Source organism: Streptomyces sp. NPDC051909, assembly GCF_040681095.1.
GTDB lineage: Bacteria > Actinomycetota > Actinomycetes > Streptomycetales > Streptomycetaceae > Streptomyces.
Genome location: NZ_JBFAYA010000016.1, coordinates 42,725 through 59,481 on the forward strand (window position 1 = coordinate 42,725; position 16,757 = coordinate 59,481).

Annotated in this window: 14 protein-coding genes and 1 pseudogene; 4 read left to right on the plus strand and 11 right to left on the minus strand. The window is 73.6% G+C overall.

Annotated features, from left to right (window positions below):
• Positions 1-10: 10 nt before the first annotated feature.
• From AB0M18_RS24545 to rimP, 9 genes and pseudogenes are all read right to left on the minus strand, one after another.
• Complete coding sequence (locus AB0M18_RS24545; protein WP_365761756.1) at positions 11-964, minus strand: bifunctional riboflavin kinase/FAD synthetase; 954 nt, start codon at positions 962-964, stop codon at positions 11-13.
• 2,667 nt (positions 965-3,631) lie between these two features.
• Positions 3,632-4,075, minus strand: a pseudogene (locus AB0M18_RS24550) (trypsin-like peptidase domain-containing protein); the annotation flags it as partial.
• 159 nt (positions 4,076-4,234) lie between these two features.
• The gene (gene truB / locus AB0M18_RS24555) at positions 4,235-5,134 is read right to left on the minus strand and encodes a tRNA pseudouridine(55) synthase TruB (protein ID WP_365761476.1); all 900 of its coding nucleotides are present in this window, start codon (positions 5,132-5,134) and stop codon (positions 4,235-4,237) included.
• Entirely contained in the window at positions 5,131-5,571 is a 441-nt protein-coding gene (gene rbfA / locus AB0M18_RS24560; protein ID WP_365761478.1) for a 30S ribosome-binding factor RbfA, read from the minus strand. Before rbfA ends, truB begins: the two co-directional genes overlap by 4 nt.
• A 29-nt stretch (positions 5,572-5,600) precedes the next feature.
• The gene (locus tag AB0M18_RS24565) at positions 5,601-5,894 is read right to left on the minus strand and encodes a DUF503 domain-containing protein (protein ID WP_356076752.1); all 294 of its coding nucleotides are present in this window, start codon (positions 5,892-5,894) and stop codon (positions 5,601-5,603) included.
• Between the two features lie 157 nt (positions 5,895-6,051).
• On the minus strand, positions 6,052-9,135 hold the full coding sequence (gene infB, locus AB0M18_RS24570) for a translation initiation factor IF-2 (protein ID WP_365761481.1): 3,084 nt from the start codon (positions 9,133-9,135) through the stop codon (positions 6,052-6,054).
• 162 nt (positions 9,136-9,297) lie between these two features.
• Positions 9,298-9,576 carry a YlxR family protein gene (locus tag AB0M18_RS24575; RefSeq protein ID WP_365761483.1) on the minus strand — a complete coding sequence of 93 codons (279 nt, stop codon included), beginning with the start codon at positions 9,574-9,576 and terminating at the stop codon, positions 9,298-9,300.
• A 101-nt stretch (positions 9,577-9,677) separates the two neighbouring features.
• The gene (gene nusA, locus AB0M18_RS24580; RefSeq protein ID WP_365761485.1) at positions 9,678-10,679 is read right to left on the minus strand and encodes a transcription termination factor NusA; all 1,002 of its coding nucleotides are present in this window, start codon (positions 10,677-10,679) and stop codon (positions 9,678-9,680) included.
• Positions 10,680-10,681: 2 nt separating this feature from the next.
• Positions 10,682-11,188 (minus strand): ribosome maturation factor RimP, encoded by a 507-nt coding sequence (gene rimP / locus AB0M18_RS24585; protein WP_365761487.1) that lies wholly within the window; start codon positions 11,186-11,188, stop codon positions 10,682-10,684.
• 165 nt (positions 11,189-11,353) lie between these two features.
• Here rimP and AB0M18_RS24590 point away from each other — a divergent pair, with 165 nt between their 5' ends.
• The 4 genes from AB0M18_RS24590 (at position 11,354) to AB0M18_RS24605 (ending at position 14,314) form a co-directional block, all read left to right on the plus strand.
• Positions 11,354-11,902: a hypothetical protein gene (locus tag AB0M18_RS24590; protein WP_365761489.1), complete on the plus strand. Its 549-nt coding sequence runs from the start codon at positions 11,354-11,356 to the stop codon at positions 11,900-11,902.
• Positions 11,899-12,315: a ferritin-like domain-containing protein gene (locus tag AB0M18_RS24595; protein WP_365761491.1), complete on the plus strand. Its 417-nt coding sequence runs from the start codon at positions 11,899-11,901 to the stop codon at positions 12,313-12,315. Before AB0M18_RS24590 ends, AB0M18_RS24595 begins: the two co-directional genes overlap by 4 nt.
• A gap of 74 nt (positions 12,316-12,389) precedes the next feature.
• Entirely contained in the window at positions 12,390-13,280 is an 891-nt protein-coding gene (locus AB0M18_RS24600) for an aminoglycoside phosphotransferase family protein (protein ID WP_365761493.1), read from the plus strand.
• A gap of 56 nt (positions 13,281-13,336) precedes the next feature.
• The gene (locus AB0M18_RS24605; RefSeq protein ID WP_365761495.1) at positions 13,337-14,314 is read left to right on the plus strand and encodes a slipin family protein; all 978 of its coding nucleotides are present in this window, start codon (positions 13,337-13,339) and stop codon (positions 14,312-14,314) included.
• A 76-nt stretch (positions 14,315-14,390) separates the two neighbouring features.
• Here the strand turns inward: AB0M18_RS24605 and AB0M18_RS24610 are convergent, their stop codons facing one another.
• Positions 14,391-16,094: a proline--tRNA ligase gene (locus AB0M18_RS24610; RefSeq protein ID WP_365761497.1), complete on the minus strand. Its 1,704-nt coding sequence runs from the start codon at positions 16,092-16,094 to the stop codon at positions 14,391-14,393.
• Positions 16,095-16,192: 98 nt separating this feature from the next.
• Positions 16,193-16,735 carry a GNAT family N-acetyltransferase gene (locus tag AB0M18_RS24615; protein ID WP_365761499.1) on the minus strand — a complete coding sequence of 181 codons (543 nt, stop codon included), beginning with the start codon at positions 16,733-16,735 and terminating at the stop codon, positions 16,193-16,195.
• Positions 16,736-16,757: the final 22 nt, after the last annotated feature.

A 16,757-nucleotide genomic window follows, 5' to 3' on the forward strand; every position in this document is an offset into this window, starting at 1 on the left:
GTGCCGGGGCTCACCGCGCGTCGTAGGCGGCGGTGAGCTCCCGGCACTTCTTGACGTCGTCGGCCATGGCCGTGAGCAGGTCGTCGAGGGTGTCGAACTTGAGCATGCCGCGCACGTAGGCGAGGAAGTCGACCGTCACGTGCAGCCCGTACAGGTCGAGGCCCTCGCGGTCGATCGCGTACGCCTCCACGGTCCGCTCGGTGCCGTCGAACTGCGGGTTGGTGCCCACCGAGATCGCGGCGGGCATCCGCTCGCCGGCGGCGGTCAGCCAGCCCGCGTAGACGCCGTCGGCGGGGATCGCGGTGTGCGGCAGGGTCTCGACGTTGGCGGTCGGGAAGCCCAGCTCGCGGCCCCGCTGGGCGCCGCGCACGACGATGCCCTCGACGCGGTGCGGCCGGCCCAGGATCTCGGCGGCGCCGGCCATGTCGCCCTCGGCGACGAGCCGGCGGGTGAGCGTGGAGGAGAACGGCTCGCCGCCGCCGGCCGCGCCGGTCACCCGCAGGTCGATGATCTCGACCTCGTAGTCGTAGGTGGCGCCGAGCTCGGCGAGGAACTGCACGTTCCCGGCGGCGCGGTGGCCGAAGCGGAAGTTCGGGCCCTCGATGACGCAGCGCGCGTGCAGCTTGTCGACCAGGACCTTCACGATGAAGTCGGCCGGGGACAGCTGCGAGAACTCCGCCGTGAACGGCAGGACGAGGACCGCGTCCACGCCGAGCTCGGCCATCAGCTCGGCGCGCCGGTGGTGCGGGGCGAGCAGCGGCGGGTGGCTGCCGGGGCGGACAACCTCGGAGGGGTGGGGGTCGAAGGTGACCACGACCGAGGGGACGCCCAGCTCGCGGGCGCGCTCCACGGCCCGGCCGATGATCAGCTGGTGCCCGCGGTGGACTCCGTCGTAGGAGCCGATGGTGACGACGCTGCGCCCCCAGTCCTGGGGGATGTCCTCCAAGCCACGCCAGCGCTGCACTGTGACCGCTCCTCGTCCGCCTGTACCCGTGTCCGCGTGTACGCCTGTTGGCGCAGGTCTAAGACTGCCATGAGCATGCGGCTGCGTCGGCATCGGCATGGTGTGCGCCTTGTCTCGCGGTGCGCGGAAAGGCTCCCCGAAGGCGCCTTCGGAAGGCGTGTCCGGTCGTACGGCGCGGAGTTCGGCGCGCAGGAAGCGGGAGGCTCCGGTGCCGGGCGCGGCGAGGACGGGGGCGAGGGCGGCCCGCTGGGCGGGCAGCGCGAGCAGCCCGAGAACGAGCGGGTGGAGCACACAGCGCACCTCGGGGCCCCGTTCCAGGCGCCGGTCGACGAAGGTGGCGACCAGCGGCGCGCCCTCGGGGTGGTGCCGGGCGTACTCGGCGACGAGGGCGGCGGCGCGGCGGGCGAGCCGGGGGGTGTCGACCGCGGCGAGCGCGCGGAGCACGGGCGCGGCCCCGGCCCCGCCTCCGTCGAGGAGCCGGGCGCGCAGCACGTCGAGGACGGGGTCGGGGTGGCTGGGCAGGGCGGCGGACAGCGCGTCGGCGGGGACGCCGGGGTCGGCGAGCGCGCGGGGCAGGAACCGCTCGCGGGTCTCGGGGTCGCGGATCAGCAGGCCGAGCGCGGCACCGTGCAGGGCCCGGTCGCCGGGCCGGGCGAGCAGCGCGAGGGCGGCGTAGCGCAGGGTGCCGCGGTCGGCGGGGTCGGTGGCGTGCCGGGCGACGAGCTGTCCGTACGCCGCTGCCGCCGCCCGCCGTTCGGGGCGCCCGTCGTCGTGCGCCCAGCGGTCCACGGCCCGGCACAGCGCGGCGGGTTCGTCCTCGGCGAGCGCGGCGAGCAGGCCTTCGGCGAGCGGGTGGGCGGTGGCGACCAGGGCCTCGCACAGGTCGTCCACGGCGAGCCCGCGCCGGGTGTGCAGGAGGGCCTGGGCGGCGGCGCCGACGGTGGCGCCGGGCGCCCCGGAGAGGGTGCGCTCGTCGCCGAACCAGCGGCAGAGCAGCGGCTGCACCCCGCGCGGGTCGGCGGTGAGCCGGGACGCGGCGAGGTCGAGGAAGCGGCCCTCGGGCGCGGGGTCGGCGGCGACGAGCCGGCGCAGCAGGTCGAGCCGCTCGTCCTCGGCGACCGGCAGGTCCCGCCAGTAGCCGGCGCCGAAGCCGGGCAGCACTCCGCGCTCGCCGATGCGGTCGGCGAGGGTGCGGAGCACGGGGAGGTACGGGCGGAGGTCGGCCAGGTCCGCGAGCGCGCCGCGCAGCAGCCGGGCGGCCCACCAGCGGCCCTCCTCGGCCTCCCCCGTCTCGGCCTCCCCCGTCTCGACCCCCTCCTCGGAGTCGGAGGCGGACGGTGACTCCGCGAGGGCGTCCACCAGGGAGGTGAGCCGCGGGGTCAGGCCTTCGGGCCCGTGGTCGCGGTCGAGATGGTGCAGGGACTGGAGCACGGGGCCGATCCGGTGGCGCGGCACGGGCAGCGTCGCCGGGTGGTGGATCAGGGCGTCGAGGGCCCGGTCGATGTCGAGGTGGGTGCCCTGGAGCCAGTCGGCGAGCTCCTCGTGCGCGAAGCGGTAGCCGCCGCCGGCCGGGACGAGCAGGGCCTCGGTGAGGACGGCGGAGGCCCAGCCGGTGCGCCAGGGGAACAGCTCCTCGAAGGACTCCCGGTCCAGTTCGCCCTGGCCGGGTCCGAGGCAGCGCCGGGCGGCCTCGTGGACCCGGCCGCTGACCCGGGCGGCGAGCCGGCGCACGGCGGTGCCGCGAAGGACCGGCCGGCCGCCGGCGGCGATCCGGACGGCGACCTTGAGGCACATCAGGTCCAGGTGGGCGGCGAAGATCTCGTCCCGGCCGGGGCGGCCGGGCAGCTCGCCGCGTGCGGCGGCGCGGACCTCGCCGAGCAGCCGCAGGGCGAGCGGGTGGCGGGCGGCGGCCTCGGCGACGGCGTCCTCGGGCACGGCGTGCCGGCGGCGGGCCGCGACGGCCTCGGCCTCGGTGAGGTCGCCGAGCAGGACGACGGCGGGCGGGGCGGTGTAGTGGGTGCGGGCCTGTTCCCAGTGCTCGGGGCGGCAGGCGAGGGCCAGCCGGGCGCCGTGGGCGGTGAGCCACTCCTCGGTGGCGGCGGTCCAGGGCCCGAGCCGGTGGGCGAGCAGCGGGGGCATCTCCTCGGGCCCGTCGAGCAGCACGAGCAGCGGCCGGCCGGCGTCCCGGGCGAGCGCGGCGGCCTGTTCGGGGGTGACGTTCTCCGGTTCGCCGGGGGTGCCGGAGGCGGCGGCGACCCGGCCGGCCCGGCGCAGCGCCCGCCCGACGGCGGCGGCCAGGGAGGGGTCGTCGGCGTGCAGGTCGGCGCCGCGCAGCCAGACGGTGGGCGCGGGTTCGGGGCCGCGGGCGCGGGCGGCGGCCAGGCCCGCGAGGGCGGTGCTGCGGCCGGTGCCGGGCACGCCGACGACGGCGAGCACGGGGGTGCCGGCCTCGTCGCGGACCCGGGGTTCGGGCAGGTCCTCGGGGGTGCCGGTGGTGGTGGCGGTGAGTTCCAGGACGGCGCCGAGGTTGAGGTGGCGGCCGTAGCAGGGGACGGTCGTGGCGTTGCGGCGCAGGAGCGCGGCGAGCGGGCCGGTGGACGGTACGGGCAGGGCGTGTCCGGCGGCGCGGCGGTCGCCGTGGGCGGCGGTGCCGAGGACGGCGAGGACGGCGCCGGTGGCGGGGTCGAGGACGGGTCCGCCGGCGGCCGGGCCGCCGTCGAGGAGGGCCTCGGCGCCCTCGGTGCCGATGGCCAGTTCGAGGGCGGGTCCGGTGCTGCCGCCGAGCACCCGGGCCTCGCGCCAGCCGTACGCGCTGATCCGGACGTACCGGCCGGGCTCCAGGTCCGGGCGGACGGCGAGCGGCAGCGGGCGGACGGCGATGCCGGGGCAGCGGACGAGGGCGAGTCCGTGATCGGGCAGCGGGGTGACGTCGGCGTCGGTGACGGGCCGGGGCGGTCCGGTGGGGGCGCGCAGCACCATGCTGCGGTGCCCGGCGACGACCTCGTGCCCGGTGAGCAGGGTGCCGCGGTGGTCGGCGAGGAATCCGGTGCCGAGGGACCGCCCGGCCGGATCCTCGATCCGCACCAGTGTCCCCAGGTCCCCGCTCCCCATGGGGAGACGGTAGGTCGGCGGTGATCTCCGGGTGAAGCGCGTCGGACGAACGCGCCCCCTCGCACTCCCGGGTTCGCTTCGAGCGCTTCCCCGATGGGGTGAAAAACGGCGGTGGGGCGGACACCGGAGTGTCCGCCCCACCTCGGTGGTTCAGGCAGCTCAGCCGAAGACGGCCAGGCTCTTCGCCTTGCCCCGCTGGTCCTCGACGAGCGCGAGCAGCCGCCCGTCCGGCCCGAAGACCGCGACCGGCCCCCTGGGGTACTCGGGCATCTCCAGGCGTACGCCGTTGAGCAGCAGCCGGGCCCGCTTCTCGTCGACGTCCCAGCGCGGGAACGCCGCCGCGGCCGCCTCGGCGACCGGCATGACCGTCAGCTCCTCCTGGAGCTGGTCCAGGGTCCTGGCACTGTCCAGCTTGTACGGGCCGACCCGGGTGCGGCGCAGCGCGGTCAGATGGCCGCCCACGCCGAGCCCGGCGCCCAGGTCCCGGGCGAGCGCCCGGATGTACGTACCGGAGGAGCACACCACCGAGACGACCAGGTCCATGACGGGCGTGCCGTCCTCGGCGGTCGCCTCGCGCACGTCGTACACCCGGAACGAGGAGACGGTGACCGGCCGGGCCGGGATCTCGAACTCCTCGCCGCCGCGCACGCGCGCGTACGAGCGCTTGCCGTCGATCTTGATCGCGGAGACCTTCGACGGCACCTGCATGATGTCGCCGGTGAGCTCGGCCACGCCGGCGTCGATCTGCTCGCGGGTGACCTTCGACGCGTCGACCGACGCCGTGATCTCGCCCTCGGCGTCGTCCGTGATGGTGGTCTGGCCCAGGCGGATGGTGCCCAGGTACTCCTTCTCGGTCAGCGCGAGGTGACCGAGCAGTTTGGTCGCCCGCTCCACGCCGAGGACGAGGACGCCCGTGGCCATGGGGTCGAGCGTGCCGGCGTGGCCCACGCGGCGGGTCTTGGCGATCCCGCGCATCTTGGCCACGACGTCGTGCGAAGTGAAGCCCGACGGCTTGTCGACGACGACAAGACCATCGGGCGTTTTCCCTGCGGTGCTCATTCGGCGGCTTCGTCCTCGCCCTGCTTCTTGTAGGGGTCGGCGTCACCGGCGAAGGTGGCGCCGGAGGAGGCCTGCCGCACCTGGGCGTCGGAGGCGCGCGCCTTGTCGAGGAGGTCCTCGATGGTCCGGGCGTTCTCCGGGAGGGCGTCCGCCACGAAGGCGAGCGTCGGGGTGAACTTGGTGCCCGCGGCCTTGCCGACCGCGGAGCGCAGGATGCCCTTGGCGCTCTCCAGGCCTGCGGCGGCGCTCGCGCGCTCCTCCTCGTCGCCGTAGACCGTGTAGAAGACCGTGGCCTCCCGCAGGTCACCGGTGACGCGGGTGTCCGTGATGGTCACGTGCGTACCCAGGCGCGGGTCCTTGATGCCGCGCTGCAGCTTCTCGGCGACCACCTCCCGGATGAGGTCCGCCAGCTTCTTCGCCCGCGCGTTGTCGGCCACTGGTCCGTCTCCTTCTTTGCCTTGCTCATTCAGTCTTCATCAGTGTGGAGCCTTCGGCGCACCGAGAGCAGCTCCACCTCGGGCCGGGCCGCGACCAGCCGCTCGCAGCGGTCGAGCACGTCCGACACGAACCCCGCGTCCCCGGACACCAGCGCGACCCCGATCCGGGCCCTGCGATGGAGGTCCTGGTCGCCGGTCTCGGCCGCGCTCACGGAGAACTTGCGCTGGAGCTCGGCGACGATGGGCCGGACGACGGAGCGTTTCTCCTTCAACGAATGAACGTCGCCGAGGAGCAGATCGAAGGACAGAGTCCCCACGTACATGCGGTGCCGGATGTCCCGCCGGTTCGGGTTCGACGTCCCACCGGGCGCACGCCCGGCGGGGGAACATCAAAACCGTACACGCAACGGCCGGGGCCGATCGACGGAATAACTTCCGCCGACCGGCCCCGACCTGAGCCTCGCGACTCGGCCTCGCGTGTTACACGCGCGGCTTCTCGCGCATCTCGTACGTCGCGATGACGTCGTCGATCTTGATGTCGTTGAAGTTTCCGAGGTTGATACCACCCTCGAAGCCCTCGCGGATCTCGGTGACGTCGTCCTTGAAGCGGCGCAGACCCTGGATGGTGAGGCCCTCGGCGATGACCTTGCCGTCGCGGATGAGGCGCGCCTTGGTGTTGCGCTTGACCTCGCCGGAGCGGATGAGGACACCGGCGATGTTGCCCAGCTTGGACGAGCGGAAGATCTCGCGGATCTCCGCCGTACCGAGCTCGACCTCTTCGTACTCCGGCTTGAGGAGGCCCTTGAGCGCCGCCTCGATCTCCTCGATCGCCTGGTAGATGACCGAGTAGTACCGGACGTCGACGCCCTCGCGCTCCGCCATCTGCGCGGCACGGCCGGCCGCACGGACGTTGTAGCCGATGACGATGGCGTCGGAGCCCATGGCCAGGTCGATGTCCGACTCGGTGACCGCACCCACGCCACGGTGCAGCACGCGGATGTCGACCTCCTCGCCGACGTCGAGCTGGAGCAGGGAGGACTCCAGGGCCTCGACCGCACCGGACGCGTCGCCCTTGATGATGAGGTTGAGTTCCTGGACGAGACCGGCCTTGAGCACCTTGTCGAGGTCCTCGAGGGACACCCGGCGGACGCGCTTGGCGAAGGCGGCGTTGCGCTCACGCGCGGCGCGCTTCTCGGCGATCTGACGGGCGGTGCGGTCCTCGTCGACGACCAGGAGGTTGTCGCCGGCGCCCGGGACGTTGGTGAGACCCAGGACCAGGACGGGAGTCGACGGGGTCGCCTCCTCGACGTTGTTGCCCTTGTCGTCGAGCATCGCCCGGACACGGCCGTACGCGTCGCCGACCACCACGGTGTCGCCGATGCGCAGCGTTCCGCGCTGGACCAGGACGGTCGAGACGGCACCGCGACCGCGGTCGAGGTGGGACTCGATCGCAATACCCTGCGCGTCCTGGTCCGGGTTGGCCCGGAGGTCGAGCGAGGCGTCGGCGGTGAGGACGACGGCCTCCAGCAGGGAGTCGATGTGCAGCCCCTGCTTGGCGGAGATGTCGACGAACATCGTGTCGCCGCCGTACTCCTCGGCCACCAGACCGAACTCGGTCAGCTGACCGCGGACCTTGACCGGGTCCGCACCCTCGACGTCGATCTTGTTGACCGCGACGACGATCGGGACGCCGGCGGCCTTGGCGTGGTTGAGCGCCTCGATCGTCTGCGGCATGACGCCGTCGTTGGCCGCGACCACGAGGATCGCGATGTCGGTCGACTTGGCACCGCGGGCACGCATGGCGGTGAACGCCTCGTGACCGGGGGTGTCGATGAAGGTGATGCGGCGCTCTTCGTCGTTGACCTGGGTCGCGACCTGGTAGGCACCGATGTGCTGGGTGATGCCACCGGCCTCGCCCGCGACCACGTTGGTCTTGCGGATCGCGTCGAGGAGCCGGGTCTTACCGTGGTCGACGTGACCCATGACGGTCACGACCGGCGGACGGGAGACCAGGGCCTCTTCGCCGCCCTCGTTCTCGCCGAACTCGAGGTCGAAGGACTCGAGCAGCTCACGGTCCTCCTCCTCCGGCGAGACGATCTGAACCGTGTAGTTCATCTCTTCGCCGAGCATGACGAGCGTGTCGTCGGAGACGGACTGCGTGGCCGTGACCATCTCGCCGAGGTTCATCATGACCGCGACGAGCGACGCCGGGTTGGCGTTGATCTTCTCCGCGAAGTCGGTGAGGGACGCACCGCGCGACAGGCGAATGGTGTCGCCGTTGCCGCGAGGCAGCATCACGCCGCCCACGGACGGGGCCTGCATGGCCTCGTACTCCTGGCGCCTCTGCCGCTTCGACTTGCGACCGCGACGCGCGGGACCGCCGGGACGACCGAAGGCGCCCTGCGTGCCACCACGGCCACCCGGACCACCGGGACGACCGCCGAAGCCGCCGGGACGACCGCCGAAGCCGCCGCCACCACCGGGACCGCCGGGACGGCCACCGCCGCCACCCGGACCGCCGGGACGACCGGCGAAGCCGCCGCCGCCACCGCCGGGACCGGCCGGACGACCGGCGAAGCCGCCGCCGCCGGGACGCCCGCCGGGACCGCCCGGACGCCCGCCGGGGCCACCGGGACCACGGCCGCCGGGGCCGCCACCGGGACGCGGGCCGGCAGCGGGACGCTGCGGCATCATGCCCGGGTTCGGACGGTTGCCGCCGGGGCCGCCACCGGGACGCGGGGCCTGCGGACGGGGCATGCCACCCGGGGTCGGGCGCGAAGCGCCGCCCTGGGGACGCGGGGCGCCGGGAACGCCGCCGGGGCCCTGCGGACGCGGGGCACCACCGGGCGCGCCGGGGCCGCCGGGACGCGGAGCGCCACCCTGCGGACGGGGCGCCTGCGGGCGCGCCATGCCGGTGGAGCCACCGGACGTGAAGGGGTTGTTGCCCGGACGCGGGCCGGCCGGGCGACCGCCCGGACGCGGGGCCTGCTGACCGCCGGGACGGGGGGCCTGCTGACCCGGACGCGGCGCCTGCTGGCCCGGACGGGCAGCGGGACGCGGACCGGGGGTGGCACCACCGGGGCGCGGACCGGCGGCCGGGGCCGACGGGGGCGCGGTGAACTCCGGGGCGGCCGGAGCCGGGGCGGCGGGCGCCGGCTTGGGCGCGGGCTTCGGACCCGGGCGCGGGCCCGACGCGGCCGGAGCCGGGGAGGGGGTGCTGCTCGCGGGCGCGGCCGGGGTGACCGGGGCCGCAGGCGCGGCGGGGGCCGGCTTGGGGGCCGGGGCGCCGGGCTTGGGGGCAGCGGGACGGGCCGCGGCGGCCGGAGCCGGTGCCGCGGGCTTGGGGGCGGGCGCCGCCTTGCGGGGGGCACCCGGCTTTGCTGCGGTCTTGCCGGCGTTGCCGCCGGGACCCTGCAGCGCATCAGTCAACTTGCGCACGACCGGCGCCTCGATCGTCGAGGACGCCGAACGGACGAATTCACCGAGTTCTTGGAGCTTGGCCATGACGACCTTGCTCTCCACACCGAACTCCTTGGCGAGTTCGTATACCCGGACCTTAGCCACTTCGCTCCTTTTAGGTCCGGTTACCGCCGGACCGTTGCTACTTCATGGGCGTACTCATCGCGTACTCATCGAGTGCTCATCGCAATCTCGACCTACTTCCAACTCGCGAGGTACCTGACCGCACGGTGTTCCGTGCCGTACATCTTTTGTGCCGTACTTCATCTACGGTGCGTCCTGCTCGACATGTGCGCGAAGCGCCGCGGTGTCGAGCGGTCCCGGGACCTTGAAGGCCCGCGGGAACGCCCGGCGGCGCACCGCCAGGTCGAGACAGACCGAGGCGGGGTGCAGATACGCACCCCGGCCGGGCAGCGTACCGCGATGATCGGGAACGCACTCGTCCTTATTCATCACGATCCGCAGCAGCTCGTGCTTGGCCGCTCGCTCCCGGCATCCCACACAGGTTCGCTCAGGGCATACGCGGGCATGCGTCCGGCCAGACACGTTAAGTCTACCTCCCCGTACCGACCTCACCCGTTCGGGGCAAAAATCGAACAGTCGTTGGCCAAAAAGGATCAGTGCCGGTACGGGACCGGGCCGCCGTGCTACTGGGCGGCGGAAGCGTCCTGCTGCTCGGTGTCCGGACGGATGTCGATCCGCCAGCCGGTCAGCCGCGCGGCCAGACGGGCGTTCTGCCCCTCCTTGCCGATCGCGAGCGACAGCTGGTAGTCGGGCACCGTCACCCGGGCGGACCGGGCGGCCAGGTCGACGATCTCGACCTTGGAGACCCGCGCCGGAGAGAGCGCGTTGGCCACCAGCTCGGCCGGGTCGTCCGACCAGTCCACGATGTCGATCTTCTCGCCGAGCAGCTCGGCCATCACGTTGCGCACCCGGCTGCCCATCGGGCCGATGCAGGCGCCCTTGGCGTTCAGGCCCGAACGGGTGGAACGGACCGCGATCTTGGTGCGGTGGCCGGCCTCACGGGCGATGGCGGCGATCTCGACGGAACCGTCGGCGATCTCCGGCACCTCCAGGGCGAACAGCTTCTTCACCAGATTGGGGTGCGTGCGCGAGAGGGTGACGGACGGACCGCGCACACCCTTCGCCACCCGGACGACGTACGTGCGCAGCCGCAGACCGTGCGTGTAGTCCTCGCCCGGCACCTGCTCCTGCACCGGAAGGATGGCTTCCAGCTTGTCGTCCAGCTTGACGAGGACGTTCTTCGGGTCCTTGCCCTGCTGCACCTGGCCCGCCACGATGTCGCCCTCGCGGCGCGCGTACTCGCCGAAGGTGACGTCGTTCTCGGCGTCCCGCAGCCGCTGCTGGATGACCTGGCGGGCGGTGCTCGCCGCGATCCGGCCGAAGTCCGACGGGGTGTCGTCGAAGTCCTTGGGCTCCTGGCCCTCCTCCAGCTCGGAGGGGTCTTCCTTCGCCCACACCGTCACGTGACCGGTCTGCCGGTTCAGCTCCACGCGCGCGTGGCGGCGGGCGTCGGGGGTGCGGTGGTAGGCGATGAGGAGGGCCGACTCGATCGCCTCGACCAGCATCTCGAAGGAGATTTCCTTCTCCTGTGCCAAGCCCTTCAGGAGCTTCACGTCGATGTCCACGGCTACGCCTCCTCTTCCTTCTTGTCCTTGCGGTTGAACTCGATCTCGACACGCGCCCGGACGATCTCGGCGAACTCGACCCGGCGGGCGGTGGCCTTGCGGCCCTTCACGCCCGGCACCTCGGTGTCCAGACCGTCCTCGTCCACGGCGAGGATCCGGGTGACCAGCTCGCCGCCGCCCGCCTCGGGGCTCAGCTGCAGCTTGACCAGGCGGCCGGTGGCACGCTCGTAGTGACGGTGCTGGGTGAGGGGGCGGTCCGCGCCCGGGGAGCTGACCTCGAGGACGTACTCGCCCTCGCCCATCACGTCCGTCTCGTCGAGCATGTTGGAGATGACGCGGCTCAGCTCCGCGCAGGCGTCCAGCTCGACGCCCTCGTCGGAATCGACGATCACCCTCAGCAGTCCGCGGCGCCCGGCCCGGGACAGCTCGATCTCCTCGAGGTCGAGGTCCTTCGCGTGAACGAGCGGCTCCAGAAGACCGCGCAGCCGTTCGTTCTGGGTGGTGCTCATCCGGGTGACTCCTCGGCCGCGTGTGCTGTTGTGGGTTCGTCGCGTGTCAGATCAAAGGGTATCCGGTCCCGGAGGGTGTTGCCGTCCACGCGGCCCGGCACCGCGGGTACGCTCGCCTGCGGCGATCTTCGAACATTTCGAACACCACTCCGAGGAGGGAGAGGCGTGACGACCCTGGGCAGGCGCGCGCTCCTGACCGCCGGCGCCGCGGGCGCGGCGGCGGCACTGGCCGGCTGCACGTCCGGTTCCGGCGGCGGGCCGCGGCGGCCGACCGCCGCCGAACGCGCGGCCGAACGGGCGGCGGCCGCCGAGGCGGCGCTGCGCCGCCGTTCGGTGACCGCCGGCCGCGACCTGCTGACGCGGTACGACGCCGTCATCGACGGCCACCCGTCGCTCGCGGCCCGGCTCGCGCCGCTGCGGGCGTCGGCGGCGGCCCATGTGAAGGCCCTGTCCGAGGGCGGCACCGCCCCGGCGCCCGGCCCTTCCGGAGCCGCGTCCCCCTCGCCGTCACCGTCACGGTCACTGACTCTCGTCCGGGTGCCCGCCGACCCGGCCGCCGCGCTGAAGGACCTCGCCGCCGCCGTCCGGGCCACCGCCGACTCCCACACGGCCGCACTGCTCACCGCGCCGCCCGAGTACGCCCGGCTGCTCGCCTCCGTCGCCGCCGCCGGCGCCGCCCACGCCTATCTGCTCACCGAAGGGGACCGCGGATGAGCGCGCTCGCAGCAGCCCAGGCCGCGCTGGCCGCCGAGCACGCCGCCGTGTACGGCTACGGGGTCGTCGGCGCCCGTGTCGGCGCCGACCGGCGGGCCGAGGCCACCGCCGCCCACCAGGCCCACCGCGGCCGTCGCGACGCGCTGCGCCGCACCGTGCGCGACCTGGGCGGCGAACCGGTCGCCGCGGCCGCCGGCTACGCCCTGCCCTTCGACGTCCCGGACCCGGCCGCCGCCGTCCGCCTGGCGGCCGTCCTGGAAGACCGCGTCGCGGGCGTCTACTCCGACCTGGTGCGCTCCGCCGACGGCCCGCTGCGCCGCGACGCGGCGGCGGCGCTGCGCGAGGCGGCGGTGCGGGCGGTCCGCTGGCGCGGCAGCGACGTAACCTTTCCTGGGCTCGCCGAGCGGGCCTGACAGGCCGCACTCCTGGATAGCGGCGCTATCCGGGAGCTCGCCGCACCGCAGGAGACGAAGGAATCAACGCACGCATGGCTTTCGAACCGCCGCAGCGACTGGTGCGGGCTCTCGGCGAGACGTACGGGGACGCTGCCGCGGCCGAATGGCTGAAGGCGCTCCCGGAACTCGCCCAGGACACCCTCGATCGGTCCGGTCTGGTCGCCGAACGGGTGATGGCACCCGGCGGGCGCAGCAGCCTCGTCGTGCTCGTGCCCGACGGCGTCGTGAAGCTCGCGCCCGCGTTCGCCCGCCCCGACCTGGAGCGGGAGGCGCTCGCGCACTGGAGCGGCTGGGGCGCCGTCCGGCTGCTCGCCCCGGGCGAGCCCGTGCCCGGCGCGCTGCTCCTGGAGCGGCTGCACCCCGAGGTGTCGCTGCGCTCGCTGCCGGAGGCGAAGGCGCTCCTTGAGGCCGCCGACACCGTACGGAAGCTGTGGGTGGAGCCGCCCGCCGGGCACGGCTTCGAGTCCGTCGCCGAGCGCACCGCGCGCCAGGCCGCGCCGATGGAGGCGTACCGGGCCGATCCGGAGGCCGGCACGCTGGTGACCGCCGCCCTGGAGGCCCGTACCGAGCTGCTCGCCGCCCCGGCGGAGGCGCTGCTCCTGCACGGCCAGTTCCGGCAGGGCAAGGTGCTCGCCGGCGACCGGGCCCCGTGGCTCGCGGTCGGCCCCGAACCGCTGGTCGGCGAGCGGGCCTACGACCTGGCGCGCCTGGTCAGGGACCGGGTGGAGGACCTGGTGGCCGCCTCCGCGGGCGCCTCGGCGGCCCGGCGGCGGGTCAACAAGCTCGCCGACTCGCTGGAGCTGGACCGGGACCGGCTGCGCGGCTGGACGCTGTTCCGTGCGGTCGAGTCCGCGACCCGCGCGCTCACCGCCGGACGGCGGGCCGACGCGGAACTGCTCCTGGAGTTCGCCGGCTGGCTGTGAGTCGTGGCCCCGTCGCAGGGAATACCCTTTTTGTATCCCTTTGACAGGGGGCCGTGATGATCCAAGAGGTGTTGATGGCGGCCGCGGGAGCTGCCGCGGTGATCGGTGTCTACGCGGCCGCGGCGGCGCGGGTCGTGAAGCAGTACGAGCGCGGCGTGGTGTTCCGCTTCGGGCGGCTGCGCGGGGAGGTGCGCACGCCCGGCTTCAACATGATCGTTCCGGGCGTGGACCGCATGCACAAGGTGAACATGCAGATCGTCACGATGCCGGTGCCGGCCCAGGAGGGCATCACCCGGGACAACGTGACGGTGCGGGTGGACGCGGTCGTCTACTTCAAGGTCGTCGACGCGGCCGAGGCGCTGGTGCGGGTGGAGGACTACAAGTTCGCCGTCTCGCAGATGGCGCAGACCTCGCTGCGGTCGATCATCGGCAAGAGCGACCTCGACGACCTGCTGTCGAACCGGGAGAAGCTCAACCAGGGCCTGGAGCTGATGCTCGACTCCCCCGCCATCGGCTGGGGTGTGCAGATCGACCGGGTCGAGATCAAGGACGTGTCGCTGCCGGAGACGATGAAGCGCTCGATGGCCCGGCAGGCGGAGGCGGACCGGGAGCGCCGGGCCCGGCTGATCAACGCGGACGCGGAGCTGCAGGCCTCGAAGAAGCTGGCGGAGGCGGCCCGCCAGATGGCGGACACGCCGTCGGCGCTGCAGCTGCGGCTGCTCCAGACGGTGATGGCGGTCGCTGCGGAGAAGAACTCGACGCTGGTGCTGCCGATCCCGGTGGAACTGCTGCGCTTCCTGGAGCGCGCGCCGCTGTCCGAGACGGCCTCCCGTCCGGCGCCGCCGGTGGCCGCGCCCGACGCGCCCTCGGTGACCGGCCCTCCCCCGGTCCCGCCGGAGGCGCCCGAACCGCCCGAGGTCGAGCCGCCGCGCTCGGACGCCTATCTGGTGGGCCGGGGCGACGCGGTCGACGCCATCGAGGACCTGGCGGGCGCGCCGGTGGACCCGGCACCGCGGGAGGAGGACGGCGCCTGAGCCGTACGACGTGAGGAGCGGGGCCGTACGACGAAGGGGGCGGGTCCGGTACCGGACCCGCCCCCTCAGCCGCGCGTCACGCCGACAGGCGGGCGATCGCCTCGTCCACCGTGAGCTCCTCGCGCTCGCCGGTGCGGCGGTCCTTCAGCTCTAGGACGCCCTCGCCGGCCCGGCGGCCGGCGACCAGGATCTTCGGGACGCCCATGAGCTCGGAGTCGGTGAACTTGACGCCCGGGGAGACGCCGGCCCGGTCGTCGACCAGGACGCGCAGGCCGGCCGCGGCGAGCTTGTCGGAGACCTCCAGGGCCAGCTCGGTCTGGAGCGCCTTGCCGGCGGCGACGACGTGGACGTCGGCCGGGGCGACCTCGGCGGGCCAGCACAGGCCCTTCTCGTCGGCGGTCTGCTCGGCGAGCGCGGCGACGGCGCGGGAGACGCCGACGCCGTACGAGCCCATGGTGACGCGGACCGGCTTGCCGTTCTGGCCGAGGACGTCGAGCTTGAGCGCGTCGGCGTACTTGCGGCCGAGCTGGAAGATGTGGCCGATCTCGATGGCGCGGTCCAGCTTCAGGCCGGTGCCGCACTTGGGGCACGGGTCGCCTTCCTGGACGACCACGACGTCGACGTATTCGTCGACCTCGAAGTCGCGGCCCGCGACCACGTTCTTCGCGTGCATGCCGTCCTTGTTGGCACCGGTGATCCAGGAGGTGCCGGGGGCGACGCGCGGGTCGGCGAGGTACTTCACCTTGTCCAGGCCCTGCGGGCCGACGTAGCCGCGGACCAGGTCCGGGCGGACCGCGAAGTCCTCCTCCGCCACCAGCTCGACCGTGGCCGTCGGACCGAAGTGCTCCTCGACCTTGCCCATGTCGACCTCGCGGTCGCCGGGCACGCCCACGGCGACGATCTCGCCGTCGACCTTCACCAGGAGGTTCTTGAGCGTGGCGGAGGCCGGGACGCCGAGGGAGGCGGCGAGGGTCTCGATCGTCGGGGTGTCGGGGGTGGGGATCTCCTCGGCGGCGGGGACCGCGGAGCCGTCGACCGGCTTCACCGCCTGGTACACCGCCTCCGTGTTCGCCGCGAAGTCGCAGTTCGGGCAGTCGGCGAAGGTGTCCTCGCCGGCCTCGGCGGGGGCGAGGAACTCCTCGGACTTGGAGCCGCCCATGGCGCCGGCGGTGGCGGCGACGATGCGGTAGTCGAGGCCGAGGCGCTCGAAGATGCGCTGGTACGCGGCGCGGTGCAGGGCGTAGGACTGGGCGAGGCCCTCGTCCTCCAGGTCGAAGGAGTACGAGTCCTTCATGAGGAACTCGCGGCCGCGCAGGATGCCGGCGCGGGGGCGGGCCTCGTCGCGGAACTTGGTCTGGATCTGGTACAGGATCACCGGCAGGTCCTTGTAGGACGAGCACTGGTCCTTGACCAGCAGGGTGAAGATCTCCTCGTGGGTCGGGCCGAGGAGGTAGTCGCCGCCCTTGCGGTCCTGGAGGCGGAACAGCTCGGCGCCGTACTCGTCCCAGCGGCCGGTGGCGTCGTAGGGCTCGCGGGGCAGCAGGGCGGGCAGGGAGACCTCCTGCGCGCCGATGGCGTCCATCTCCTCGCGGACGATCCGCTCGACGTTGGAGAGGACCTTCTTGCCGAGCGGCAGCCAGCTCCAGATGCCGGCGGCGGTGCGGCGGACGTAGCCGGCGCGGACGAGGAGCTTGTGGCTGAGGACCTCGGCGTCCGCCGGGTCGTCGCGCAGCGTCTTCGCCATCAACTGGGACATGCGCTGGACCGGTGCGTTGGCCATGGTTCTCGTACTCCTGAAGGAACGGACGGTGATGGCCCCGAGGTTAGCCGGGCCGCCCCTGGCAGGAGAAATCAGTTCCCCCCGCCTGCCCTCCGGGCCTACCGGCGCTTGAGCGGCAGCGGGGCGCCCATCACGGCGTACGGGCGGGGTGCGCTCGGGAAGTGGACCCGGCGGGCGAGGTCGGTGTAGCCGAGGGAGCGGTAGAGGCCGCGGGCCGGGCTCTCGATGTCGATCGCGGAGAGGATCGAGCGGGGCAGGTCGGACCGGTCGGTGATGGTGGTGATCAGTCCGCGGCCCACGCCGCGGCCCTGGAAGTCGGGGTGGACGTGCAGTTCGGTGATGACGAAGGATTCGTCGAGCCAGGCGTCGAGGCCGTCGGCGCGCAGATACGGTTCGACGACCGTGGACCACCAGTGGCTGCGGTCGTTGGGCATGCCGTAGACGAAGCCGACGAGACGTCCGTCGGGGGTGGTGGCTCCGTAGGCGAGGGCGCCGGGGCTGAGGAGGTGGCGCAGCACGATGTGCCGTCGTACGGCCACCTCGCCGGCGTCGAGGCCGAAGGCGACGGCCTGCACGGCGAGGGCCTCGTCGACCCGTGCGGCGAGATTGACCGGCGCGATCACGACCTCGGTGTCATCCATGCGCCGCACCCTATAGGCCGGT

Bases quoted from the DNA above. Each gene is read 5' to 3' on its own strand.
- AB0M18_RS24615 (WP_365761499.1), bottom strand. From the start codon at position 16,735: ATGGATGACACCGAGGTCGTGATCGCGCCGGTCAATCTCGCCGCACGG.
- AB0M18_RS24595 (WP_365761491.1), top strand. From the start codon at position 11,899: ATGAGCGCGCTCGCAGCAGCCCAGGCCGCGCTGGCCGCCGAGCACGCC.
- AB0M18_RS24565 (WP_356076752.1), bottom strand. From the start codon at position 5,894: ATGTACGTGGGGACTCTGTCCTTCGATCTGCTCCTCGGCGACGTTCAT.
- truB (WP_365761476.1), bottom strand. From the start codon at position 5,134: ATGAGCACCGCAGGGAAAACGCCCGATGGTCTTGTCGTCGTCGACAAG.
- AB0M18_RS24610 (WP_365761497.1), bottom strand. From the start codon at position 16,094: ATGGCCAACGCACCGGTCCAGCGCATGTCCCAGTTGATGGCGAAGACG.
- AB0M18_RS24600 (WP_365761493.1), top strand. From the start codon at position 12,390: ATGGCTTTCGAACCGCCGCAGCGACTGGTGCGGGCTCTCGGCGAGACG.
- AB0M18_RS24605 (WP_365761495.1), top strand. From the start codon at position 13,337: ATGATCCAAGAGGTGTTGATGGCGGCCGCGGGAGCTGCCGCGGTGATC.
- rimP (WP_365761487.1), bottom strand. From the start codon at position 11,188: ATGAGCACCACCCAGAACGAACGGCTGCGCGGTCTTCTGGAGCCGCTC.